The organism is Streptomyces sp. NPDC045701, from assembly GCF_056432045.1.
On the sequence record NZ_JBWKJV010000026.1, the window covers coordinates 58049 to 80502 of the forward strand.

Sequence of the window (22454 nt, forward strand, 5' to 3'; positions counted from 1 at the left end):
TCCCCTTCCTTTCCAGGCGGCCCCTTCTTTCCCCCCTCCCCCTTTTCTCCCCCCCCCCCCCCCCTCCCCACCCCCCCCCCTCCCTCCCCCCCCCCCCCCCCCCCGCGTCGTGCGTCCGGCGCGTCCGTCGTCCGGCGCCTCCGTCGTCCAGCCCTTCCGTCGTGCCGCCGTGTCGTCGTCCCGCCGTGCCGCCGTGCCGCCCCGTGCCGCCGGTGGCCCTTCCTCCCTGCCCCCGGGCCTCGTCGCCGGTCGGCAGGACCCTCCCCCGCGCGCCCGCCCCGGGCCCGCTCCCTCCACCCTGTGCCACCACCATTGCCCCGTTTGGCAAATTGTGGCAACGTAGGCGGTGCCTCAAGGCGAAACCGGTATCGGTCCGTGTGGCAGCCCGGCGTGGAGGATCCCCCGCGCGCGGATGCGGCGGCACGTGCGACCCCGCGGTACCCACCGCTAGACAGACCAGGAAGGTTGAAGCGCGTGAGTGATGTCATCACCCCCTTGAACGCCACCAGGGTCGAGGTCAGGCAGGTCGCCGGCAACATCGGCGCCGAGATCGTCGGCGTGGACGCCGCCGGCCCCCTGACCGACTCGGTGATCGCCGAGCTCAGGGAAGCACTGCTCACCCACAAGGTGATCTTTCTGCGCGGTCAGTCCCTCGACTACGACAGTTTCGTCTCCTTCGGCCGCAGGTTCGGCGAGCTGACCCTCGGACACCCCATCTACGGCGGTCCGGAAGGCCGTCCGCACCTGCGCGACGTGGACTCCCGGGGCGACGGGACCCGAGCCAACCACTGGCACGCCGACTTCACGTACATGGAGAAGCCCCCCGCGTTCGCCTTCCTGCACAACAAGGTGTGCCCCCCGGTCGGCGGCGACACGATGTGGGCCAACACCGCGGCGGCTTACCGGGACCTGCCCGATGGGCTCCGCGCCCTGGCCGACGGGCTGCGGGTGCTGCACTGCAACGACTCGGACTTCACCGACGCGACGTACACCGGCACCTCCCGGAGGAACTACCTCCAGCACGTCTTCGCCGCCGAACACCCGGCGGTCCGGGTGCACCCCGAGACGGGCGAGCGCTCGCTGATGCTGGGCGGCTTCGCCCGGAGCGTGGACGGGTACGGCCCGCAGGCCGGCCGGGACCTGCTCCGCGTCCTTCAGGAGTACGCCACCAAACCGGAGAACACCGTCCGGTGGCGCTGGCAGGTCGGTGACCTCGCCATCTGGGACAACCAGTCGACGCTGCACTACGCGATCCACGACTACGGCGACCAGCACCGCCGCGGGGCGCGCATCACGGTCGCCGGGACCCACACGGTCGGCGTCGACGGCCGCCCCGGGATCGTCGTGCAGGGTGACACGGCCGCGTTCAACAGCGGCGCCACCGCCATGTGACGTCCTGGCCGCGAGTGCCGGCCGGACGGCACTCGCGGCCGCGCCCGCACACGGCACGTGCCCAGGCCCCCGGCCGCACGGTGCCCGGCACGTCGGCGCGTACGGCGGGAACGCCGGTGGCGAACCGCCCTGCGGAACAGACCGACTTATTCGCAGCTCCTGCCGCCCGAGGGGAAGGCCATCGCGGTGAAACCACGCGTGCTCGTCATCGGAGAGAAGAAGGCCCTGGTCGACACCGCGGCCGGGCTGGGGGCCGAGGTCTGGTGGGCCCAGCGTCCCGAGGACGCCCCCGCCGGCGCGGCGACGGGGACCGACCTGACGCTGCTGACCGACTACACCGACGACGGGTTCGTCGAGCTCGTCGCCGGCTTCCACCGCGTCCGGCCGTTCGCGGCCGTCGCCGCCATCTCGGAGAACGCGCTGCTCCCGGCGGCGGCCATCAACGACCGGCTGGGCCTGCGCGGCGCCTCCCTCGACGCGGTGCGGGTCCTCACGGACAAGTGGGCGATGCGCCGGCGGCTCGCCGAGCACGGGGTGAGCCCGGTGGTCGCCGCCCTCGGCTCGACCGCCGCCGACCTGCGCGCCTTCGGAACGGACAACGGCTACCCGTTCATCGCCAAGCCGGTCGCCGCCATGGGCAGTTACGGCGTCACCCTCGTCACCGGCCCGGAACGCACGGACGAGGCGGCCGAGCGGTTCCTCCGCTCCGGGGCGACGGCGTTCCTGATGGAGGAGTACCTGGACGGCCCGGAGATCAGCGTCGAGGCGTTCTCCTTCACCGGCCGCCACGTCGTCCTCGCGCTGACCGACAAACTCGTCGGCGCCGGTTTCGTGGAGGCCGGCCACGCGGTGCCGGCCGAGCGGGACGAGACGACCACGGCCGAGGTCGTCGACCTCGTCAGCCGCTTCCTGGACGCGGTGGGCCTGACCGACGGGCCGTCGCACGTCGAGGTCAAGCTCACCCCGCGCGGCCCTCGTGTCGTCGAGGGGCACGCCAGGCGTGGCGGCGACCGCATCAACGACCTCGTCCGCCTCGTCCACGACATCGACATGGAGGAACTCACCATGGCGTGGGCCATGGGCCGGGCGGAACCCCTCACCGAGCGCCCGGCGGCCAAGGGCGGCGCGGCGATCCGGTTCGTCTCCGCCGCGCAGGGCAGGGTCGTCGCGGTGGACGGGGCCGAGCGGGTACGCGGCGAGCCCGGCGTCTTCGACGTGCACACCGCCTACGCCGCGGGCGAGCGGATCGGCCCCACCCGCTGGTCCCTCGACCGCCCGGGCTACGTCATCGCCACCGGTGACACCCCGGCGGAGGCGGCGGACACCGCCGCGGCCCACGCCGCGCGCATCGTGTTCACGGTCGACTCGTCCCCCGAGACCGTCGAGGAACTCCGCCGGGCCGACGCGACCGAGGACCGGGCCCTCAGCCGCGAGCTCGACCTGGCCCGCCACGTCGGCTACGACCGCGCCGACTGACCGCGCCGCCACCCGCGCCGGCCCCGGTACGCCCGCGCCGCTGCCCACCCTGCCCCCGGCCCCGTACCGCCCTCCCGCGCGCACGGCCGCCCACCCGGCCCGTACCCCCGTCCGCACCGTCGCCCACCCCGGCCCCGGTACCGCCCGCGCCGCCACCCGGCCCGGTCCCGTCCGTCCAGCCGCCCGCTCCACACCCCAGGGGGCCCGCCCATGACCGTCACGCCGCCCGAGACCGGCATCCGAGAACCGGTGCTGCGCTGGACCCTCGGCGCCAACTACCTGCTGTGCAGCTTCGGCCGCTTCTCGCTCGTACCCGTGCTGGCCATCATGCTGGCCCGCCAGACGGGTGGGGCCGGCTGGGTCACCTCCGGGCTGGGCCTGTTCGGCTTCATCGTGTTCGCGGGTCTCTCGGCGCTGCTGGTCAGCCGGTGGCTGCCGAAGTTCTCGTACATGACGTCGATGAGCGCCGGCACCCTCTGCTCGGCGGTCGGCTTCGGGCTGCTGGCGTACACCCACGACCCGGTGCTCACGCTCGTCCTGCTGTTCCTCGCGGGCTTCGGCATCAGCGTCAACGCCGTCCTGGCCCGGGTGCTCGTGGCGGAGAGCGTGGCGAGCGAGACCGGGCGCAACAACATCTTCTCGATGCAGCAGATCGCCACCAACGCGGCGGCCGCGCTGGGACCGTTCCTCGCGGGCGCCCTGTACGTCTCCGGGAACGCCGCACCGCTCCTCGCGTTCGTCTGCGTCGCCTATCTGCTGGCCGGGGTGGCCCTGTTCATCGGCCTGCCGAGGCGGCTGCGCCCGCCCCGGGGACCGCGCACCGAGGGTGGCCTCGCCGCCGGGCTGCGTCTCCTGCGCGATCCGGAGTGCCGGCGGGCCAGCGTGGTGACCGCCTTCGGGGCCTTCGTGTACGGCCAGTTCTACTCGGCGTTCGCCCTGCTCGTCGCGCTGGCCATCGATTCGACGCTGCTGCGCGGTGTGCTGCTGGGCGGGCCGCCGGTGGCGATCGTGGTCCTCCAGGCCGGCGTCACCGCGGTGGTCAACCGCTCGCTGCGCGCCGGGGTGCCCCCTCTCACCCTGCTCGTCCGGGCGGTGCTCGTGTTCGGCAGTGCCCTGTTCCTGCTGGGGACGGGTCTGCCGATCGTCGTCGGCTCGGTGCTGGCCATGACGATCTGGGCGTTCGCCGAGATGCTGTTCACCCCGGTGGTGAGCATCGCGTTCACCAGGATCACCAGCGTGTCCCGCCTGGCCGCGTCCAACCTCCAGGGCGTCGCCTGGACCACGGGCGAGGCGCTCGGATCGCTCTGTGGCGGCGCGGTGTTCCTGCTGTGTCACCGGCACGGCGCGGGCAGCGCGTACTGGCTGGTCCTGGCCTCCGCCACGATCCTCGGCATGCTCCCGTACCTGAGGTCCCGCCGCACGCCGTCCCCCGTCGCGCCGGACACCGCGGCCAGCCCCACGCGGTGACCGGCACCGGGCGGGCGGTCAGGGAGTCGCCGTCGAGACGACGTACACCCGCGGGGCCGCCGGGTCGGTGAGGTCGACGGTGATGTCGCGGGTGGGGCGCGGGTCCTTCTGGCGGTGCGTGGTGGCGGACCAGTCGCGGCCGGCCGGGAACGTCCAGCCCACGGTGCGGGCGTCGCGCTCGCCGATGGTGACGTCCGCGGCGTCGAGCGCGGCGCGGCTGGTGCCCACGTCGTTCAGGAAGTCGTCCAGCCCCGTCCCGGTGGTGGTGAACTCGACGTACAGCCTGCTGGTCTTCCAGTTGCTCGTCTCGAAGTACGCGACCTCGGTGGAGCCGGCCGGGATGGGCACCTCGAAGACGCGGCGCTTCATCCTGGACGGCCAGCTGTCCCGGAGGCCGGTGACGGAGGACTCGACCTCCTTGTCGCGGCCACTGGCGCGGCTCTGCTGGGCGGAGATCACCAGGTAGCCGGCCGGGATGCCGATGAGCAGCACGATGACGACGGCGGTCAGGACCCGGCGGCGGATCATGCGCCGCCGCTCCTCCGGGGACGCGGGCTGGTTCAGCACGGACGTGACGGACATGGCTACGGTTCCTGGGGGGGTCGGGTGCTGCGGCCGGTGACACCGCCGTTGCGGATGGCCTGGGCGTACCGCTCGTACTTCTCGTAGCGCTCCAGCCGGCGGCGGTTGGCGCGGCGGAAGCGGCGCGCGACGAGCCGGGCGAGGTCGGCGGCGCCGACCATGCCGGCCTCCGGGCCGAGCTGCGCCTTGGCGATGCGGGCCTCGGGGCGGTAGCCGCGGCCGGTGAGGTGGCGGCGGAAGGCGTCCCGGGCGGGGCCGATGAGCAGGTCGTCGGCGGCGCTGACGCCCCCGCCGACGACGAAGCAGGACGGGTCGAGGGCGGCGGCCAGGTTGGCGATGCCGACGCCGAGCCATTGGCCGATGTCCTGGAACAGCTCGATGCACATCGCGTCGCCCTCGCGGGCGAGCTCGGTGATCAGCGGGCCGGTGATGTCGGGTACGGAGCCCTTGACGCGCTCGATGATGTTGTACGCGACCGGTGAGTCGGCCGCCGCCAGCTCGCGGGCCTCCCGGACGAGGGCGTTGCCGGAGCTGTACTGCTCCCAGCAGCCGCGGTTGCCGCACGGGCAGCGGTGGCCGCCGGGCACCACCTGCATATGGCCGAACTCGCCGGCCACCCCGTACTTGCCCCGCTTGACCTGCCCGTCCTCCAGGATGGCGCCGCCGATCCCGGTACCGAGCGTGATCATCACGAGGTGGTCCTCGCCGCGGCCGGCGCCGAACCGCCACTCGGCCCAGGCTGCGGTGTTGGCGTCGTTGTCGACCATGACGGGCACGGCGAGCCGGGCCTGGAGCGAGTCGCGCAGCGGCTCGTTGCGCCAGGCCAGGTGGGGGGCGAACAGCACGCGGCTGCGGTCGGCGTCGACCCAGCCGGCGGCGCCGATGCCCACGGCGTGCACGTCGTGCCGGTCGGAGAGGTCCAGCACCAGTTCGGTGATGGTGTCCTCGACGACCTTGGCGCTCTTGGACTTGTCGGGCGTCTCGGTCTTGATCTGTTCCAGGATCCGGCCGTCGGCGTCGACGACGCCCGCCATCACCTTCGTACCGCCGATGTCGATGCCGACGGTGGGGACGCGCGGCGCGGTCAGGTGCGAGCGGCGCTCGCGGGCCGACACGGTCCGCAGGACGGTGGCGCGGGCGGAGCCCCGGTGGGGGAAGTCGCGGTACGTGCTCACGAGTCCTGTCGTCCCTGGTGGTGGGGGCCGGGAGGTGGGGAGCCCGGCGGCGGACGGCGCCCGCCGCCCTCGATTCTGCCAGGTACGTGGCCGGGGGGCGGCGGTGCGCGGTGGTCAGCCGGCCTCGGCCGGCGGCACGTCGTGGCCGGCCACCCGGGTCGGGGCGGGGGCGCGGCTCAGCTCGTGCCGGAGGTCCTCCAGCTCGCTGCCGCCCGCCATCTGGCGGGTGAGTTCGTCGAGCGTGACGGACTCCTTGGTGTGGCTCGCCGCCATCACTCCGCGCTTCAGCAGCACGAACCGGTCACCCACCAGGTACGCGTGGTGCGGGTTGTGCGTGATCAACACCACCCCGAGGCCGGCGTCACGGGCGGCCGCCACGTACTTCAGCACCACCCCGGACTGCTTGACGCCGAGGGCGGCGGTCGGCTCGTCGAGGACGAGGACCTTGGCGCCGAAGTACACCGCGCGGGCGATCGCCACGCACTGGCGCTCGCCGCCCGAGAGGGTGCCGATCGGCTGGTCGACGTCGCGCAGGTCGATGCCCATGCGCAGCAGCTCGGCCCGGGTCGTCTCGCGCATGAGGCCGACGTCGAGGCGCTTGAAGGGGCCGGCGCCCCTGGTGGGCTCGGAGCCGAGGAAGAAGTTCCGCCAGACCGGCATGAGCGGTACGACGGCCAGGTCCTGGTAGACGGTGGCGATGCCCCGGTCCAGGGCTTCGCGCGGCGAGGAGAGGCCGGCTTCCTCACCGTCGATGCGCAGGGTGCCGCCGTCGTGGGAGTGCAGCCCGGAGATGATCTTGATGAGGGTCGACTTGCCGGCGCCGTTGTCGCCCAGGACGCAGGTGATCTCGCCCGCGTGGACCTCCAGGGAGACGCCTTCGAGGGCGCGGATGTTGCCGTAGTACTTGCTGACGTCGTCGAGCTCCACCAGTGCGGTCACTTGGTCGCCTCCGCGCGCTTGCGGACCCAGGCGTTGAGCAGGGTCGCGAGAAGGAGCATCGCTCCGAGGAAGAACTTGAACCAGTCCGGGTTCCACTCGGCGTACACGATGCCCTTGCTGGTCATGCCGAAGATGAACGCGCCGACCGCCGAGCCGATGGCGGAGCCGTATCCGCCGGTGATCAGGCAGCCGCCGATGACGGCGGCGATGATGTAGATCAGTTCGTTGCCGACGCCCTCGCCGGACTGGACGACGTCGAACGAGAAGAGCAGGTGCTGTCCGGACACCCAGGCGCAGAAGGCGACGCCCGCGTAGAGGCCGATCTTCGTGGCGCGGACCGGGACGCCCACCGCGCGGGCGGCGTCCGCCCCGCCGCCCACCGCGAAGATCCAGTTGCCGAAGCGGGTGCGCAGCAGGATCCAGGTGGCGACGGCCACCAGGCCGAACCACCACAGGATGGTCACCTTGACGTCGAGGCCGCCCAGGGAGAACTGGGAGGCGAACAGCGTCCGGGCCGAGGAGAAGCCCTCCATGTCGGCGATGGTCTTCGTCGACACGGTGCCGCTGATCAGCTTGGTGAGGCCCAGGTTCAGGCCGGTCAGCATCAGGAACGTACCGAGCGTGATGATGAAGCTCGGCAGCTTGGTCCGGGTGAGCATGACGCCGTTGAAGACGCCGACGGCGAGGGTGACCAGGAGCGACACCAGGACGCCGACCCAGACGTTCGCGGTCATCTGGTAGCTGAACATCGAGGAGATCAGCGCGGAGCTGGTCACCAGGACGCCGGCCGACAGGTCGAACTCGCCGCCGATCATGAGCAGCGCGACGGGTACGGCCATGATGCCGATCGTCGAGGCGGCGTAGAGGACCGTGCCGAAGCTGGACGCCCGGAGGAAGCTGTCGGCGACGATCGAGAAGAAGAGGAAGACGGCGACGGCCCCGACGACCGAGCCCAGCTCGGGGCGGCCGAGGAGGGCGCGCAGCGGGGAGGTGCGCAGCAGGCGCTCGTCGGCGGGGGCGCCGTCCTTCACGGGCGGTGCGGTCGCGGTCATCGGGTTCCTCGCTCCGTGAATTCCGCCAGCGCGGCGGCGTCCTTCTCGGTGATGATCTGCGGTCCGGTCAGCACCGGCCGGCCGCCGCCGAGGACGTCGGCGTTGTACCGGTAGAGCCACAGCAGGTCCACCGCCTCGTAGCCCTGGAGGTAGGGCTGCTGGTCGACGGCGAAGCCGAGCTGCTTGCTCTTCAGACCGGCGGCGACCTTGGCGTTGAGGTCGAAGGTGTCGATCTCGGCGGCGGACCCGGCGCTCTTCTTCGCCTGGACGGCGGCGTCGGCGAAGGGCGCGCCGAGGGTGACGACGGCGTCGATCGAGGGGTCGGTCTGGAGCTTGGCCTCGATGGAGGCCTGGACGTCGGGCATGTTGGTGCCGTCGACGTACAGGTTCTGGAGGGTGCCGCCGAAGGTCTTCCCCACCCCGGCGCAGCGCTGCTCGTGGCCGACGTTGCCCTGCTCGTGCAGGACGCACAGCGCCTTCTTCCGGCCGCGCTGGTCCAGCTCGTCGCCGACGGCCTCGCCGGCCACGCCCTCGTCCTGCCCGATGTGGGCGAGGGCGCCGAACCCCTTGGACTGCGCGGAGCCGGAGTTGACGGTGATCACCGGGATGCCGGCCTTCACGGCGCGGGCGACGGCCGCCTTCATGGCGTCGGGCTTGGCGAGGGTGACGATGAGCCCGTCGACCTTCTTGTCGATGTACGAGTCCACCAGCTGTGCCTGCTGCTGGCCCTCGTCGCTGTGGGCGTACAGGAAGTTGATGTTGTCCTTGACGGCCGCCTGCTTGGCGCCGTTCTGGACGATGTCCCAGAAGGTGTCGCCGTCGCCGGAGTGGGTGACCATGGCGATGGTCCACTTGGGGGTGTTCACCGCGGACCGGCCTTCGGCGGCGGCCGCCCTGCGGGCGTCCTCGGCGCGTTTCCCGCCGGTCGCGCTGCATCCCGTCGCGGCTGCCGCGAGGGATACTCCGAGGACCGTCACCAGCACCGCGCGGAGCGCGCGTACTCCTGTCCGAACCGTTGCCACGACGCTGCGCCCCTCTTGGTGTGCCTGGTGTGCCTGCTGTGCTTTCTGTCGTACGACTGGCCAAGTATGGGTCATGGTGATGTGCCCGGATTTCATCGGGTACCGCGGGCGGTCGGTTCCTCCAGGACCGGTACGTCCCTCCTGCGCCCGGTGGCGGCCGGTCCGCCGGGGGAGCCGCCGGCGCCGTCGGAGCTCGGGTTCTCGCGGGCCCTGCCGCCCGAGCCGCCGCACCCGGCGGTGACGGTGAGCGCGACTGCGGCCGGCGGGGCCGCTGCCGCCGTGCGGGTGGTACGCATGCGTGGTCCGCCTTGTCTCCCCGGCGCCGCCCGATTGCGGCTGGGTGCGTTTCTACGGGGGTGGGGCGGGCCCGTCAATACTTTGTCCGTACATTCTTACGCGCCGGGGGCGGCGCGTTCACGGACGGCTGGTTCGCCGGCGTCAGGGCCGTACCAGCAGCTGGAACTCGAAGGCGTACCGCGACGCCCGGTAGACGTGCGAGCCGAACTCCACCGCCCGCCCGGTGTCGTCGAAGGTGGTCCGCTCCATGGTCAGCAGCGGGGCGCCCTTCTCCTCCGTCAGCAGCTCCGCCTCCAGGTCCGTGGCGGCCCGCGCCCCGATCTTCTGGCGGGCGCTGTGCAGGGTGATCCCCGCGCCGCGCATCATCCGGTACAGGCCGGTGCCCTCCAGCAGTTCGGTGTCCAGGTCGAGCAGGCCGAGCGGCAGGTGGTTGCGCAGCCGCGCCACCGGCTCGTCGTGGGCGAACCGGAGCCGCTCCACGTACCGGACCTCGGTGCCCTCCGGTACGCCGAGGGCGGCGGCGACCTCGGCGGAGGCCGGCTCGACGCGGTTGGTCAGCACGGCGGTGGCCGGGCGCTGGCCGGCGGCCTCCAGGTCGTCGTAGAGGCTGCTGAGCTCCAGTGGACGCCTGACCTGGCTGTGCACCACCTGGGTGCCGACGCCGCGCCGGCGCACCAGCAGGCCCTTCTCGACGAGGGCCTGGATGGCCTGGCGGACGGTGGGCCGGGACAGGCCGAGCCGTCCGGCCAGCTCGATCTCGTTGCCGAGGAGACTGCCCGGGGTGAGCGCCCCGCGCTCGATGGCGGCCTCCAGCTGCTGGGAGAGCTGGAAGTAGAGCGGGACCGGGCTGGTGCGGTCCACGCTCAGCGGCAGGCGCACGACGGAACCGGTCTCTTCTCGGGCTGCTCGGGTCTGCTTGGGCACGCGCCGAGCCTAACCACAGGAAATGATGACGGGAAGTCGTGAAGTCATGTTGTCAGGACAAAAGCTTGACACGATGACAGGCCGGGCACCACCTTGGGGCCATGCGCATCGGACTCATCGGAACGGGACGTATCGGGACCTTCCACTCGGGCGTGCTCAGCCGCCACCCCGACGTGGAGGCCCTCGTCGTCACCGACGCCGACCCCGGACGGGCGGCCCGGGTCGCCGGCCTCACCGGCGCCACGGCGGCGCCGACCGTCGACGACCTCTTCGCCCGCGGCCTCGACGCGGTGGTCATCGCCTCGGCGACCTCCTCCCACGCCGACCTCATCGCCCGCGCCGCCCGAGCGGGCCTGCCCGCCTTCTGCGAGAAGCCCATCGCTCTCGACCTGCCCGGCACGCTCGGCGCGCTCCGCGAGGTGGAGGCGGCCGGCACCCAGCTCCAGCTGGGCTTCATGCGCCGCTTCGACGCCGGCTACCGGGCCGCCCGGGCCGCCGTCCACTCCGGGCGCATCGGCCGGCTGCACACCGTCCGGGCGATCACCTCCGACCCGGCGCCGCCGCCCGCCGCCTACCTGCCGCTGTCCGGCGGCCTGTACCGCGACTGCCTGGTCCACGACTTCGACATCCTGCGCTGGGTCACCGGCCGGGAGGTGACCGAGGTGTACGCCACGGGCTCCGACGGCGGCCCCGGCATGTTCCGCGAGGCGGGTGACGTCGGCACGGCGGCCGCGCTGCTGACCCTCGACGACGGCACCCTCGCCACGGCGACGGCCACCCGCAGCAACGGCGCCGGGTACGACGTACGGATGGAACTGGCGGGCGAGCGCGACCAGATCGCGGTGGGCCTCGGCGACCGTACGCCGATCACGTCCACCGAACCGCTCGGCCCTCCCCCGCCCGACAAGCCGTGGCCGGGGTTCCTGGAGCGGTTCGCCCCGGCGTACGAGGCCGAGCTGGACGCCTTCGTGCGCCTGGCGCGCGGCGAGCTGGCCAACCCGTGCGACGGCCACGAGGCCCTGCGCGCGCTGCGCGTCGCCGAGGCGTGCGAGCTGTCCCGCCGGGAGCGCCGTCCGGTGCGGCTCGACGAGGTGCCGTCAGCGCTCTGAGGTCCCCGGCGCCGACGGAACCGTGCCCCGTGCCGCCGCGCACGCCGTCATGGGGTCACCACCTGACGGGGAGGCGGCGGACGCCGCGCATGAGGAGGCCCGGCAGCCAGTCCAGCGGTCCGGCCGAGGGGTCGAGGGCCAGCGAGGGGAGGCGCTCCAGCAGGGCGCGCACCGCGATCCGCCCTTCCAGGCGGGCCAGCGGGGCGCCGAGGCAGTAGTGGATGCCGTGCCCGAACGCCAGGTGCCCGGTGGTGTCGCGGCGGATGTCGAAGCGGTCGGGGTCCGGGAACCTGGCCGGGTCCCGGTCCCCCGCGGCGATGCCGACGAGCACGGCGGCGCCCGCCGGGACGACCGTGTCCCCGACCGGGACCGGCTCGCGGGCGAAGCGTGCCGTGCCCGTCTCGACGGGGCCGTCGTAGCGGAGCATCTCCTCCACCGCCCCGTCGAGGAGGCCGAAGTCGGCGCGCAGGGCGGCCAGTTGGTCCGGGTGGGCGAGCAGCGCCCGGACGCCGCCGGCGATGAGGTTGACCGTCGTCTCGTGTCCGGCGATCAGCAACAGGTAGGCCATGGCCCGCAGTTCGGCGGCCGACAGCCGGTCGCCGTCCTCGGCGCGGGTGCGGAGCAGCGCGGAGAGCAGGTCGTCGGCGGGGCGGGCGCGCCGCTTGTCCTCGATGAGCGCGTCGAGGTAGCCGCTCAGCGCGTGCACGGCGGTGGTCTCGAACTCGCCGCCCGTCGGTGCGACGATCTCGGTGGACCAGGCGCGGAACGCGTCCCGGTCGGCGGCGGGGACGCCGAGCAGCTCGCAGATCACCGTGATGGGCAGCGGGAAGGCCAGGGCGTCGACGAGGTCGGCGTGGCCCTTGGGCTCCATGGCGTCGATCAGTTCGTCCGTGACGCGCCGCACCCGGGGGCGCAGGGCCTCCACGCGCCGTCCGGTGAACTCGCGGGCGACCAGTTTGCGCAGCCGCGTGTGGTCGGGCGGGTCGAGCACGAGCAGGTAGGGGCCGATGACGTCCTCGTCGAGCATCCGCCGCCCGGCCGTCGAGGGGGCTTTCGACAGCCGGGGGTCGGCGAGGGCGGCCCGCGCCTCGGCGTGTCCGACGATCAGCCAGACGTCGTTGCCGAGGGACGTGCGCACGTGGTGGACGGGGCCGATCTCCCGGAGTTTGGCGTAGTACGGATAGGGGTCGGCGACGAAGTCCTCGCCGTACTCACTCAGATCGACCGTGATCACCGGCTCAGACTAGCCGTCCGCCGGTACGCGTGAGATGAGGACCGAGCGGCGTTTCCGATGCGGCGCCGCCGGGTAGAGCCCTTCGCGGGAGCGCTCCCATCAGGCGGGTAAGGATCACACCCCGAAAGATGGAGCCGCACATGAACCGTCAGGACCGCACCGCACCCCGTTCCCGTTGGGTGCCGCACGTGCTCACCCTTCTCTGCGCGACGCTGCTCGGTCTGCTGCCGTGGACGGGCACCGCCTCGGCGCACGGGTCGGTCGTCGACCCGGCCTCCCGCAACTACGGCTGCTGGTTACGCTGGGGCAGCGACCACCTGAACCCGGCCATGCAGCAGCAGGACCCGATGTGCTGGCAGGCGTGGCGCGCGGACCCCAACGCCATGTGGAACTGGAACGGCCTCTACCGCAACGGTGTCGGCGGCAACCACCAGGCCGCCATCCCCAACGGCCAGCTGTGCAGCGGCGGTCACGCCGAAGGCGGCCGCTACAACGCCCTGGACGCCGTGGGCCCGTGGAAGACGACGAACGTCGCCGGCACCTTCTCGGTGAAGCTGTACGACCAGGCGAGCCACGGCGCCGACTACTTCCAGGTCTACGTCACCCGGCAGGGCTTCAACCCCGCCACCCAGCCGCTGAGCTGGAACGACCTCCAGTTGGTCAAGCAGACCGGCCGGTACGCCCCGAGCCAGAACTACACGATCGGCGACGTCAGCGCCCCGGGCCGCACCGGCCACCACGTCGTCTACACGATCTGGAAGGCGTCGCACATGGACCAGACGTACTACCTGTGCAGTGACGTGAACTTCGGCTAGGAGCAGTCCGGTCGGTCAGGCCGGACGGCGGGCGCGTCCGAGGCGGGCGACCGCTTCGGCGCAGCCCCCGCCGCCGGCCGGGCCACCGCCGCCGGGCACTACCCGCTGATCGGTGCCCCGGGCGAGGACCTGGGCACCCGCACCGGCACGACCGGCACGGCGACCACGTACAAGCCCGGCACCGGCGGACTGCCGCCGACGGGCGGCGCGTTCGGCCGCGCCATCGGCTGACGCCCGCACGGGCCGGTCCACGGGAGCCCCCGGGCGGAACTCCGCCCGGGGGCTCCCCCTGTGCGGCGTCCCACCCGACACCCCTCGCGCCTCCGCCACCGCTCCGGTCGTCGTCACCCGCGCTCGCGCCGCCCGCGCGCGCCTCACTCGCCGGGTGCGAACGTGCCGAACCGCGCGGGGCCGGCCGCCCGGTAGGTCTGGATCGCGACACCGGTGGACGTGGTGCGGTGGCCGGTGAGCTCGAAGGCGGTCGGGCTGCCGCCGTCGGGGAAGAGGCGGCGGCCCTTGCCGAGGAACACCGGGTAGACCAGCAGGTTGAGCTCGTCGACCAGACCGAGGGCGATGAGGCTCTGGGCGAGCCGGGCGCTGCCGTGGACCTGGATCTCCCCGCCGGGCCCCTGCTTGAGACGGCCGACCTCCTCGGCCAGGCCGCCGCCGAGGACGGTGGAGTTGTTCCAGTCGGCCTTGTCGAGGGTCCGGGACACCACGTACTTGGGCAGGGCGTTGAGCCGGCTCGCGACGGGGTCGTTCTCGTCGGTGACGTGCGGCCAGTACGCGGCGAAGATCTCGTAGGTCCGCCGGCCGAGCAGGAAGGCGTCCACCCGTCCGAACACCTCGTCCATGAAGCGGCCGAACTCCTCGTCCACGAACGGGACGCTCCAGCCGCCGTACGCGAAGCCGTCGGTGCGGTCCTCGTCCGGGCCGCCGGGCGCCTGCATCACGCCGTCCAGCGTCAGGAAGGTGGTGAGGGTGAGCTTGGCCATGGCCGGTGCCTTTCGTTCCGTCGCGGTTCGTTCCTCATCGTGCGTCACCGGGTAGGACCCCGCCCGCGTCCGGAACTCATCGGTGACCGGGCGCCGGGCTGCGCGTCCGATTCCCGCCGGTGCCGCGCCCGCCACTCCGGTGTCATTGAACCCGCAACCACTTATGGCGGATGGCACGGAGGACACCATGAACGGCAGGACAGCTCTGGTCACCGGCGGCAGCCGCGGCATCGGCGCCGCGATCGCGCTGCGGCTGGCCCAGCGGGGCGCGGACGTCGCCGTCACGTACGTCACGGACCGGGAGGCGGCCGACGAGGTCGTACGGAAGATCGAGGCGACGGGCCGCCGCGGGATCGCCCTGCGGGCCGACGCCGGCGACGCCGCCGAGGCGGCGGACGTGGTGCAGCGGGCCGCCGGCACGCTGGGCGGCGGGCGGCTGGACGTGCTGGTCAACAACGCCGGCATCGGGGTGCTCGGCCCGCTGGAGAGCCTTACTCCCGCCGACGTCGACCGGGTCCTGGCGGTGAACGTCCGGGGCGTGTTCCTGGCGTCGAAGGCGGCGGCGGCGCACATGGGGCGCGGCGGGCGGATCATCACGATCGGAAGCTGCATGACCCGGCGCGTGCCGGGGCCGGGCGGGACGCTCTACACGATGAGCAAGTCCGCGCTGGTGGGCCTGACCAAGGCGCTCGCCCGTGAGCTGGGCGAGCGGGGGATCACCGCGAACATCGTCCATCCGGGGCCGGTCGACACCGACATGAACCCGGCGGACGGCCCGTTCGCGGACGGTCAGCGGGCGATGACCGCGCTGGGCCGCTTCGGCGTGCCGGACGAGGTGGCGTCCCTGGTGGCGTACCTGGCCGGGGAGGACGCGGCGTATGTGACGGGCGCCGAGTACGCCGTGGACGGCGGCCACGCCGCGTAGGGCGTACGAGGGAGAGGGGCGCGGCGGGGCGCACCGGTGCTGTCGGGCCGGTGCGCCCCTCGCGTACGGGCAGGTGTCGTGCTGCCCGAGCGGGTCAGTTCAGCTCGTCGTGGCGGGCCGCCAGGTGCTTGGCGCCCAGTGCCGTCAGCGAGCCGAACAGGCGGAGGCGGGAGATGCCGCCGTCCGGGTAGATGTCGATCCGCACGTGCGTGCCGACCGCCGGCTCCGGCAGGACGAACCGGTGGTCGGTGTCCGGCTGGAGGCGGGTGCGCGGCAGGATCTCGGTCCACTCGCCGCTCTCGCCGTCGCGCACCGAGAGGGCGGCCCAGCCGGCGCTGTTGCCCTTGAGGTACGCGGTGTCGATCTCGACCGCGCGGATCGCGGACTGCTCGACGAGCTGGTAGCGGATCCAGTCGTTGCCCTTGTCGCGGCGGCGGCGGGTCTCCCAGCCGTCGTCCATCTTGCGGGAGCGGCCGGGCTGGATGGTGTTGGTGGCCGGCGAGTAGAACCGGTCGGAGGCGTCCTCGACCCGGCCGCCGTTCTCCAGGGCGACGACGTCGAAGGTGCCGAGCGCGGCGAGCCAGGCCGGGTCGGGGGCGACCTCGCCGTACACCCGCAGCCGGGCGATGCCGCCGTCGGGGTGCTGCTTGACGCGCAGGTGGGTGAAGCGCCGCTCGGCGTCGACGGCGAAGCCGTTCGCCGCGTGGCCGCCGATGGCGGTGCGCGGCACGAGGGTCGTCCACTCGACGTCGTCGGCGAGGAGCCGCTCGGGCGACGGGGAGCCGGCCACGGAGGTCGCCTCGACGGAGACGGCCTGCGGGTAGTTGCCGCGGAAGTGGGCGGTGTCGACGACGATGCCGCGGACGACGCCGGGCGCGCCGAGGCGTACCAGCGCCCAGTCGTGGTCCTCGTCGGTCGGGTGGGGCTCGTCGGCGGAGACACCGCGGCGGCGCCGGGTCTCCCAGCCGTCCATGATCTTGCCCTTGTGCCCGAAGTGCTCGGGGTCGAACTCGGCGGGCTCGGGCTTGAGCATGTTCTCGCGCTCGGCGAAGAACTCGTCGTTGGCGGCGATCACACCCGCGCCGAGGCGGCGGTCGGCGAGGTCGACGAGGCCGGTGAAGGGGAGGTCGGCGGTGCGGTAGTCGGCGTACGGGTCACCGCCGCCGTAGGGGCTGGCGTCGCCGGTGAAGCGGGGTATGCCGGTCACGGGGGTCACTTGTTCCTTTCGAGCAGCCGGCCGGTCGGCTCGGCCGGGATGCCGTTGTCGGCGATGCGCGTGCCGCGCAGCCAGGTGGACTTGACGACGCCGTGCAGGGTCCTGCCGGCGTACGCGGTGACCTGGTTGCGGTGGTGGAGGGCGGCGGGGTCGACGGTGAAGGTCTCGTCGGGCGCGAGGACGGCGAAGTCGGCGTCCCGGCCGGGCTCGATGGCGCCCTTGCGGTCGAGGCCGGCGAGCCTTGCCGGGGCGGTGGACATCCAGCGGACGACGTCCTCCAGGGTGTGGCCGCGGCGGCGGGCCTCGGTCCAGACGGCGGGCAGGCCCAGCTGGAGGGAGGAGATGCCGCCCCAGGCGGTGGAGAAGTCGGGGGTCTTGAGGTCGGCGGTGGAGGGCGAGTGGTCGGAGACGACGCAGTCGATCGTCCCGTCGGCGAGGCCCTGCCACAGCGCGTCCTGGTTGGACGCCTCGCGGATGGGCGGGCAGCACTTGAACTCCGTCGCCCCGTCGGGCACTTCCTCGGCGGTCAGGGTCAGGAAGTGCGGGCAGCTCTCGACGGTGATCCGTACGCCGTCGCGGCGGGCGGCGGCGATCAGCGGCAGCGCGTCACCGGAGGACAGGTGGAGGACGTGCACGCGCGCGTCGAGCCGCCGGGCCTGGTTGATCAGGTTCTCGATGGCGGTGTTCTCGGCGTCGCGGGGCCGGGAGGCGAGGAAGTCGGCGTACTTGGAAGAGCTCCTCTGCGGGGCGGCGGCGAGGTGGTGCGGGTCCTCGGCGTGCACGATCATCAGCCCGCCGAAGCCGGCGATCTCGGCGAGGGACGCGGTCAGCTGCTCCTGGTCGAGCTCGGGGAACTCGTCCACTCCGGAGGGCGACAGGAAGCACTTGAAGCCGAAGACGCCGGCGTCGTGCAGCGGGCGGAGGTCCTTGACGTTGTCCGGCAGGGCGCCGCCCCAGAACCCGACGTCGATGTGCGCCTTGGAGCGGGCCACTTCCTGCTTGGTGCGCAGGTGGTCGACCGTCGTGGTCGGCGGCAGGGAGTTGAGCGGCATGTCGATGAGCGTGGTGATGCCGCCGGCGGCCGCCGCGCGGGTGGCGGTCCAGAAGCCCTCCCACTCGGTGCGGCCGGGGTCGTTCACATGGACGTGGGTGTCGACGAGGCCGGGGAGGACGACGTGGTCGCCGACGTCCTCCAGCCGGGCGCCGGCGGGCACCTCGGCGTCGTGGGGCAGTACCGCCGCGATGCGGCCGCCGGCGACGGCGACCGAGGCGGGGCGGGTGCCCTCGGGGGTGATGACGCGCGTCGAGCGCAGTACCAGGGTCACGTCCGCGTCCACCTCGGCGGTCGCGTCCACGTTGGCGTTCAGGTCCACGTTCCGGTCCACATCGCCTTCCACTTCACCGGCCGCGCGGGCCGGTCGCCTCATCATTCTTCAACGAACTGTTGAAGGAGTCTTCACTCCGGATCCGCCCTCGTCAAGGGTCGCCCGGTCGAGGACGGGTGGCGAGGGGACGACTTGGATGTTTCCATGAAGTGGAAAGAGAATTTCACCCGGGAGAACGTAGCTCCCCACAGGCGGAGCACCGGCAGACCTTCGCGGAACGCTGCGGACACCGGGACAAACAGCGCCTGACCGGCGAAGACGTCCCTTCGCGGGCGATGTGCCCGGCGGCAGGGGCCGGTAGGCTGCTGCCTTGCCCATCCGCCTCGAAAGGACCGTTGACGTGCCGACGTCCAGCGCCAGCACCACCGACGCCGCCAAGCCCGCCGCCGCGACCGGCGGTGTCCAGTCCCTGGAGCGTGCCTTCGACCTTCTGGAGCGGATGGCCGACGCCGGGGGCGAGGTCGGGCTGAGCGAGCTCTCCTCCAGCAGCGGGCTGCCGCTGCCGACCATCCACCGGCTGATGCGCACCCTGGTCGCCTGCGGTTACGTGCGCCAGCAGCCCAACCGCCGGTACGCGCTCGGGCCCCGCCTCATCCGGCTCGGCGAGTCCGCCGCCCGCCTGCTGGGCACCTGGGCCCGCCCGTACCTCGCCCGGCTGGTCGAGGAGACCGGCGAGACGGCGAACATGGCGCTGCTGGACGGCGACGAGATCGTGTACGTCGCCCAGGTGCCGTCCAAGCACTCCATGCGCATGTTCACCGAGGTCGGCCGGCGCGTGCTGCCGCACTCCACCGGCGTGGGCAAGGCGCTGCTGGCCCACACCCCGCCGGAGGAGGTACGGGCGCTGCTCGCCCGCACCGGGATGCCCGCCGCGACCGAGAAGACGATCACCACTCCGGACGGCTTCCTGGAGGCCCTGGAGCAGGTGCGCGCGGCCGGGTTCGCCGTCGACGACAGCGAGCAGGAGATCGGCGTCCGCTGCATCGCGGTCTCGGTACCCGACTCCCCCACCGCCGCCGCCATCTCCATCTCGGGGCCGGCCGGCCGCGTCACGGAGACCGCCACGGAGAGGATCGTGCCGATCCTCCAGGGCATCGCGAACGAACTCTCCACGGCGCTGGCCAACCCCGCCAACAACGGCACGGCCTGACGCCCGGCGGGCCCGCACCGCCCCGGCCCGCCGGGCGCCCCGCGCCGGGTGGTCGTTCAGGCCGGGACGAGCGCGTCCCACCGGTCCCGGGCCGGACCGTCGTACTTCGGCGCGAAGTCCGGGCGGGCGGCCAGCCAGGCGGTGACGTGGCGGTCCACCTCTTCGGTGCTGTAGGCCTCGTGGGCGAACCGGAGGAGGTGACGCACCTGGGCCCGGGCCCGCATGACGACGGGATCGTCGAAGGCGCAGGCGGCCACGGCGGCGGCCCGCCGGTCCGAGGGGGACGCGCTCCCGGCGAGGCTCCGCCCGTGGGCGCGGTCGGACGTCACCTGCGCGTCGAACCACGGGCGGAGGGTCCGTGCCGTCCAGGTGTGGTAGCCCTCGGGGTCCTCGGCGATCCGGTCGGCGTGGGTGGCGACGTACTGGGCGGCGCGCAGCCCGAGGGCCGCCCCGTGGCCGAAGGTGGGGTTGGTGTGGATGAGGCTGTCCCCGGCGTTGACCAGGCCGGTGACGACAGGCCCGGCTTCGTCGGCGAGGGCGGTCCAGCGGTTGTCCAGGCCGGCCATCGGCAGGACGGCGGACTGCGGTTCGGGGGCGAGGCCGAGCCAGGCGGCGGTGGCGGGGAAGAGACGGGCGACGGCCTCGAACACGGCCGGGTCGGTGAGCGCGCCGCGGGTCGGATCGCCGGTGGAGAGCACGATGCTCACCGCGAAGGTGCCGTTGTCGGAGGGGAAGACGCCGGCCAGCGCGAACGGCGCGGCCGAGCCGGTCTTCACCCGCCCGGGGTCACGCGGGCCGTCGGCCCGCAGGCGGTACCAGCGGCACAGGTAGGCGAGCCCGGTGCGGTGGCTTTCGACCACGGGCGGGCGGCAGCCGGCCGCGGTCAGCCAGGCCGGAACCGGCGAGCGGCGCCCGGACGCGTCGACGACGAGGTCCGCCCGGTGCACGTCCGCGCCCACCCGCACCCCGGTGACCCGGGCGGGGCGGCCCTCGCTCACGGCGAGCCCGCGCACCCGGCAGCCTCGCCGTACGTCGACGGCGCGCTCCCGCCGCACCGCCGCCACCAGGGCGGCCTCCAGCACGATGCGGCGGGCGCGCAGGGTCACCAGATCCTCGTCGCCGGCCCGGTACGGCGGGTGCTCACCGAACCAGTCGAACTCGTGGTACTCCCGGGCCCCGCGTGCCAGGAGGTCCGCGTAGACGTCGGGGGTCTCGGTGCGCAGCACGGTACGCACCGGCGCGAGCAGCGAGTGGGGCTGGACGGCCTGCGGGACCCGGGGCCTGTCCCAGTGGAAGAAGTCCTCGTGCGGGGCGTCCCCGGCCTGCCGGGCGTCCTGCTCGAACAACGTGACCGTGTGGCCCCGCCGTCCGAGCATGAGCGCCGTTCCCAGCCCGCTGACACCTCCACCGATCACCGCAACCCGCGCCACCGAGCTCCCCTTCGCGTCGTGTTGCGGAACGAGCCTACCGACTGGCGGTCTTCGGCCGGGCGGCGGTGCCGCCCTTCGGCGACGGCCTACGGCCCGCTGTCAGCCGGTGCCGGCCGCCGACAGCCTGCCGTCCCGGACGGTGACCGTGCGGTCGGCCCGCTCCAGGTGGGCGCGGTCGTGGGTGACCAGCACCGTGGCCGTACCGCGCTCCCTGGTCAGCACCGCCAGCAGGTCGAGGACCGCCGCCCCCCGCTCGTGGTCCAGCGCGCTGGTCGGCTCGTCGACCAGCAGGACGGCCGGGTCGTTCATCAGCGCCCGCGCGATGCCGACGCGCTGGCGCTGGCCGCCGGAGAGCTGGTGGGGCCGCCGTCCCGCGAGGTCCGCGAGGCCGACCGCGTCGAGGAGTTCCATGGCCCGCCGCTCCCCGTGCCCGCGCCCCGCCAGGTGCGCCATCACCCGGAGCTGCTCGGCGGCGGTCAGCGACGGCAGCAGGTTCGGCTGCTGGAAGACGATGCCGATCCGCTCGCGGCGCAGCGCCGCCCGGGCGGCCCGGTCCAGCGTGCCGGTGTCCGTGCCGGCCACGACGACCCGGCCCCGGTCCGGTGTGACCAGCGTCGCGGCGACCGCGAGCAGGCTGGACTTGCCCGAGCCGGACGGGCCGACGACCGCCGTCAGTCCGCCCTGCGGGACCTCCAGGGACACGGCGTCCAGCGCGGTCAGCCGCCCGTCGCCGTCCGGGTAGGTCAGGGTCACGTCCACCAGGCGCAGGCTCATCGGGCGCTCCCGAGCGCGGTGAGGGGGTCGACGGCGGTGACCCGCCGGATGGACAGGGCCGCGCCGAGCGTCCCGAGCACGGCCAGCACGGCGGCGGGGCCGAGCAGGGTGAGCGGTTCGAGCGCGAAGGGCACGTCGCCCCGGCCCACCAGCGCGCCGGTACCGGCGGCCAGCCCGGTCCCGAGCAGGATCCCGGCGGCCAGCATCGACGCCGCCTGCCCGAGGGCGTCCTTGAGGAGGTACGGGGTGGAGGCGCCGAGTGCCTTGAGCACCGCCACGTCGCCGCTGCGCTGGATCGTCCAGACCGTGAAGAACGCCCCGATGACGAGCGCCGAGATCGCGAAGAGGAAGCCGCGCATGAGCCGCAGGCTGCCGTTCTCGGCCCGGTGGGACCCGATGGCGTCGAGCGCCTCGTCGACGGTCGTGCTGCGGGTGCCGGCGGCCCGGTCGCCCACCGCCGGGTCGATGCCCTCGCCGCGCAGCACGACGACCGTCGCCCCCGCGCGCCCGAGGCCCCGCCAGTCGGCGAGGGACGTCCACACCACCGGCGTGTGGCTGTACGAGGCGTCGCCCGCGACCGCGGCGACCGTCACCTCCAGCCGGCCCAGCCGCACCCGGTCGCCGGGCCCCACGCCCAGGTCCCCGGCGGCCGGGCGCGACAGCACCACCCGCCCCGGGCCCAGCTCCGCGCTGCGGGGGCCGATCCCGGCGCCCGGCTCGCTGCCGAACGCCGACAGCGCCGCCGTACGGTCACCGGCCGCCGCGTCCAGCGTGCGGATGCCGACGGGCTCGGCGGCGGTGACACCCGGCTGCCGCGCCCAGGTCCGCCACGCCTCCTCCGCCAGCACCGAGTCGGTGAAGGACACCGGCCGGCCGGGTGGCGGGGCGGCGAAGGCCAGCCGGTCGGCGGGCAGCCCGGTGATCGCCGAGACGTTCTCCCGCGCGAGCCCGGCCGTCAGCCCCGACAGCAGCCCGACGAGCAGGGTGATCAGCACGATCACCGTTCCCATCAGCGTGAATCGCCCTTTGGCGAAACGCAGGTCTCTCCATGCCACGAACATGCGGCCCAGCCTGCCGACGAGCGCCCCGGGCCGG

The 22454-nt window shown here is 73.5% G+C and carries 21 protein-coding genes; 7 read left to right on the forward strand and 14 right to left on the reverse strand.

Annotated features, from left to right (window positions below):
• Positions 1 to 474 precede the first annotated feature (474 nt).
• The 3 genes from AC07DW_RS24010 (at position 475) to AC07DW_RS24020 (ending at position 4335) form a co-directional block, all read left to right on the forward strand.
• Positions 475 to 1392: a TauD/TfdA dioxygenase family protein gene (locus AC07DW_RS24010; RefSeq protein ID WP_478859734.1), complete on the forward strand. Its 918-nt coding sequence runs from the start codon at positions 475 to 477 to the stop codon at positions 1390 to 1392.
• Between the two features lie 198 nt (positions 1393 to 1590).
• Positions 1591 to 2868, forward strand: coding sequence for an ATP-grasp domain-containing protein (locus tag AC07DW_RS24015; RefSeq protein ID WP_478859735.1), 1278 nt, complete (start codon positions 1591 to 1593; stop codon positions 2866 to 2868).
• 210 nt (positions 2869 to 3078) lie between these two features.
• Complete coding sequence (locus tag AC07DW_RS24020; RefSeq protein WP_478859736.1) at positions 3079 to 4335, forward strand: MFS transporter; 1257 nt, start codon at positions 3079 to 3081, stop codon at positions 4333 to 4335.
• An 18-nt stretch (positions 4336 to 4353) separates the two neighbouring features.
• On the opposite strand, the gene AC07DW_RS24025 is transcribed toward AC07DW_RS24020, so the two are convergent.
• The 7 genes from AC07DW_RS24025 to AC07DW_RS24055 form a co-directional block, all read right to left on the reverse strand.
• Positions 4354 to 4917, reverse strand: a complete 564-nt coding sequence (locus tag AC07DW_RS24025) for a hypothetical protein (protein WP_478859737.1) — start codon at positions 4915 to 4917, stop codon at positions 4354 to 4356.
• 2 nt (positions 4918 to 4919) lie between these two features.
• Complete coding sequence (locus tag AC07DW_RS24030; protein ID WP_478859738.1) at positions 4920 to 6092, reverse strand: ROK family glucokinase; 1173 nt, start codon at positions 6090 to 6092, stop codon at positions 4920 to 4922.
• 114 nt (positions 6093 to 6206) lie between these two features.
• The gene (locus AC07DW_RS24035) at positions 6207 to 7031 is read right to left on the reverse strand and encodes an ATP-binding cassette domain-containing protein (protein ID WP_478859739.1); all 825 of its coding nucleotides are present in this window, start codon (positions 7029 to 7031) and stop codon (positions 6207 to 6209) included.
• Positions 7028 to 8083 carry an ABC transporter permease gene (locus tag AC07DW_RS24040; RefSeq protein WP_478859740.1) on the reverse strand — a complete coding sequence of 352 codons (1056 nt, stop codon included), beginning with the start codon at positions 8081 to 8083 and terminating at the stop codon, positions 7028 to 7030. Before AC07DW_RS24040 ends, AC07DW_RS24035 begins: the two co-directional genes overlap by 4 nt.
• On the reverse strand, positions 8080 to 9105 hold the full coding sequence (locus AC07DW_RS24045; RefSeq protein WP_478859741.1) for a sugar ABC transporter substrate-binding protein: 1026 nt from the start codon (positions 9103 to 9105) through the stop codon (positions 8080 to 8082). Before AC07DW_RS24045 ends, AC07DW_RS24040 begins: the two co-directional genes overlap by 4 nt.
• A gap of 92 nt (positions 9106 to 9197) precedes the next feature.
• Positions 9198 to 9401 carry a hypothetical protein gene (locus tag AC07DW_RS24050; RefSeq protein ID WP_478859742.1) on the reverse strand — a complete coding sequence of 68 codons (204 nt, stop codon included), beginning with the start codon at positions 9399 to 9401 and terminating at the stop codon, positions 9198 to 9200.
• Positions 9402 to 9543: 142 nt separating this feature from the next.
• A complete protein-coding gene (locus tag AC07DW_RS24055; protein WP_478859763.1) occupies positions 9544 to 10263 on the reverse strand; it encodes a GntR family transcriptional regulator in 720 nt (239 codons plus the stop codon).
• Positions 10264 to 10427: 164 nt separating this feature from the next.
• Here AC07DW_RS24055 and AC07DW_RS24060 point away from each other — a divergent pair, with 164 nt between their 5' ends.
• Complete coding sequence (locus tag AC07DW_RS24060; RefSeq protein ID WP_478859743.1) at positions 10428 to 11435, forward strand: Gfo/Idh/MocA family protein; 1008 nt, start codon at positions 10428 to 10430, stop codon at positions 11433 to 11435.
• A 55-nt stretch (positions 11436 to 11490) separates the two neighbouring features.
• Here the strand turns inward: AC07DW_RS24060 and AC07DW_RS24065 are convergent, their stop codons facing one another.
• The gene (locus tag AC07DW_RS24065; RefSeq protein WP_478859744.1) at positions 11491 to 12669 is read right to left on the reverse strand and encodes a cytochrome P450 family protein; all 1179 of its coding nucleotides are present in this window, start codon (positions 12667 to 12669) and stop codon (positions 11491 to 11493) included.
• 140 nt (positions 12670 to 12809) lie between these two features.
• Between AC07DW_RS24065 and AC07DW_RS24070 the strand changes: the two genes are divergently transcribed.
• On the forward strand, positions 12810 to 13484 hold the full coding sequence (locus tag AC07DW_RS24070; protein WP_478859745.1) for a lytic polysaccharide monooxygenase auxiliary activity family 9 protein: 675 nt from the start codon (positions 12810 to 12812) through the stop codon (positions 13482 to 13484).
• A 374-nt stretch (positions 13485 to 13858) separates the two neighbouring features.
• Here AC07DW_RS24070 and AC07DW_RS24075 read toward each other — a convergent pair whose 3' ends face one another.
• Positions 13859 to 14479 (reverse strand): dihydrofolate reductase family protein, encoded by a 621-nt coding sequence (locus AC07DW_RS24075; protein WP_478859746.1) that lies wholly within the window; start codon positions 14477 to 14479, stop codon positions 13859 to 13861.
• 187 nt (positions 14480 to 14666) lie between these two features.
• Between AC07DW_RS24075 and AC07DW_RS24080 the strand changes: the two genes are divergently transcribed.
• Positions 14667 to 15404 carry a 3-oxoacyl-ACP reductase family protein gene (locus tag AC07DW_RS24080; protein WP_478859747.1) on the forward strand — a complete coding sequence of 246 codons (738 nt, stop codon included), beginning with the start codon at positions 14667 to 14669 and terminating at the stop codon, positions 15402 to 15404.
• Between the two features lie 94 nt (positions 15405 to 15498).
• Here the strand turns inward: AC07DW_RS24080 and alc are convergent, their stop codons facing one another.
• Positions 15499 to 16611 (reverse strand): allantoicase, encoded by a 1113-nt coding sequence (gene alc / locus AC07DW_RS24085; protein WP_478859748.1) that lies wholly within the window; start codon positions 16609 to 16611, stop codon positions 15499 to 15501.
• A 5-nt stretch (positions 16612 to 16616) separates the two neighbouring features.
• Positions 16617 to 18005 (reverse strand): allantoinase AllB, encoded by a 1389-nt coding sequence (allB, locus tag AC07DW_RS24090; protein ID WP_478859749.1) that lies wholly within the window; start codon positions 18003 to 18005, stop codon positions 16617 to 16619.
• A 340-nt stretch (positions 18006 to 18345) separates the two neighbouring features.
• Here allB and AC07DW_RS24095 point away from each other — a divergent pair, with 340 nt between their 5' ends.
• A complete protein-coding gene (locus AC07DW_RS24095) occupies positions 18346 to 19155 on the forward strand; it encodes an IclR family transcriptional regulator (RefSeq protein ID WP_478859750.1) in 810 nt (269 codons plus the stop codon).
• A gap of 56 nt (positions 19156 to 19211) precedes the next feature.
• On the opposite strand, the gene AC07DW_RS24100 is transcribed toward AC07DW_RS24095, so the two are convergent.
• The 3 genes from AC07DW_RS24100 to AC07DW_RS24110 form a co-directional block, all read right to left on the reverse strand.
• The gene (locus AC07DW_RS24100) at positions 19212 to 20531 is read right to left on the reverse strand and encodes an NAD(P)/FAD-dependent oxidoreductase (protein WP_478859751.1); all 1320 of its coding nucleotides are present in this window, start codon (positions 20529 to 20531) and stop codon (positions 19212 to 19214) included.
• A gap of 153 nt (positions 20532 to 20684) precedes the next feature.
• Positions 20685 to 21359 carry an ABC transporter ATP-binding protein gene (locus AC07DW_RS24105; RefSeq protein WP_478859752.1) on the reverse strand — a complete coding sequence of 225 codons (675 nt, stop codon included), beginning with the start codon at positions 21357 to 21359 and terminating at the stop codon, positions 20685 to 20687.
• Positions 21356 to 22420, reverse strand: coding sequence for an ABC transporter permease (locus tag AC07DW_RS24110; protein WP_478859753.1), 1065 nt, complete (start codon positions 22418 to 22420; stop codon positions 21356 to 21358). Before AC07DW_RS24110 ends, AC07DW_RS24105 begins: the two co-directional genes overlap by 4 nt.
• Positions 22421 to 22454: the final 34 nt, after the last annotated feature.

Excerpts from the sequence above, each read along its gene's own strand:
- AC07DW_RS24020 (WP_478859736.1), top strand. The coding sequence starts at position 3,079 with ATGACCGTCACGCCGCCCGAGACCGGCATCCGAGAACCGGTGCTGCGC.
- AC07DW_RS24025 (WP_478859737.1), bottom strand. The coding sequence starts at position 4,917 with ATGTCCGTCACGTCCGTGCTGAACCAGCCCGCGTCCCCGGAGGAGCGG.
- AC07DW_RS24040 (WP_478859740.1), bottom strand. The coding sequence starts at position 8,083 with ATGACCGCGACCGCACCGCCCGTGAAGGACGGCGCCCCCGCCGACGAG.
- AC07DW_RS24050 (WP_478859742.1), bottom strand. The coding sequence starts at position 9,401 with ATGCGTACCACCCGCACGGCGGCAGCGGCCCCGCCGGCCGCAGTCGCG.
- AC07DW_RS24060 (WP_478859743.1), top strand. The coding sequence starts at position 10,428 with ATGCGCATCGGACTCATCGGAACGGGACGTATCGGGACCTTCCACTCG.
- AC07DW_RS24070 (WP_478859745.1), top strand. The coding sequence starts at position 12,810 with ATGAACCGTCAGGACCGCACCGCACCCCGTTCCCGTTGGGTGCCGCAC.
- AC07DW_RS24075 (WP_478859746.1), bottom strand. The coding sequence starts at position 14,479 with ATGGCCAAGCTCACCCTCACCACCTTCCTGACGCTGGACGGCGTGATG.
- AC07DW_RS24080 (WP_478859747.1), top strand. The coding sequence starts at position 14,667 with ATGAACGGCAGGACAGCTCTGGTCACCGGCGGCAGCCGCGGCATCGGC.
- AC07DW_RS24100 (WP_478859751.1), bottom strand. The coding sequence starts at position 20,531 with ATGCTCGGACGGCGGGGCCACACGGTCACGTTGTTCGAGCAGGACGCC.
- AC07DW_RS24105 (WP_478859752.1), bottom strand. The coding sequence starts at position 21,359 with ATGAGCCTGCGCCTGGTGGACGTGACCCTGACCTACCCGGACGGCGAC.
- AC07DW_RS24110 (WP_478859753.1), bottom strand. The coding sequence starts at position 22,420 with ATGTTCGTGGCATGGAGAGACCTGCGTTTCGCCAAAGGGCGATTCACG.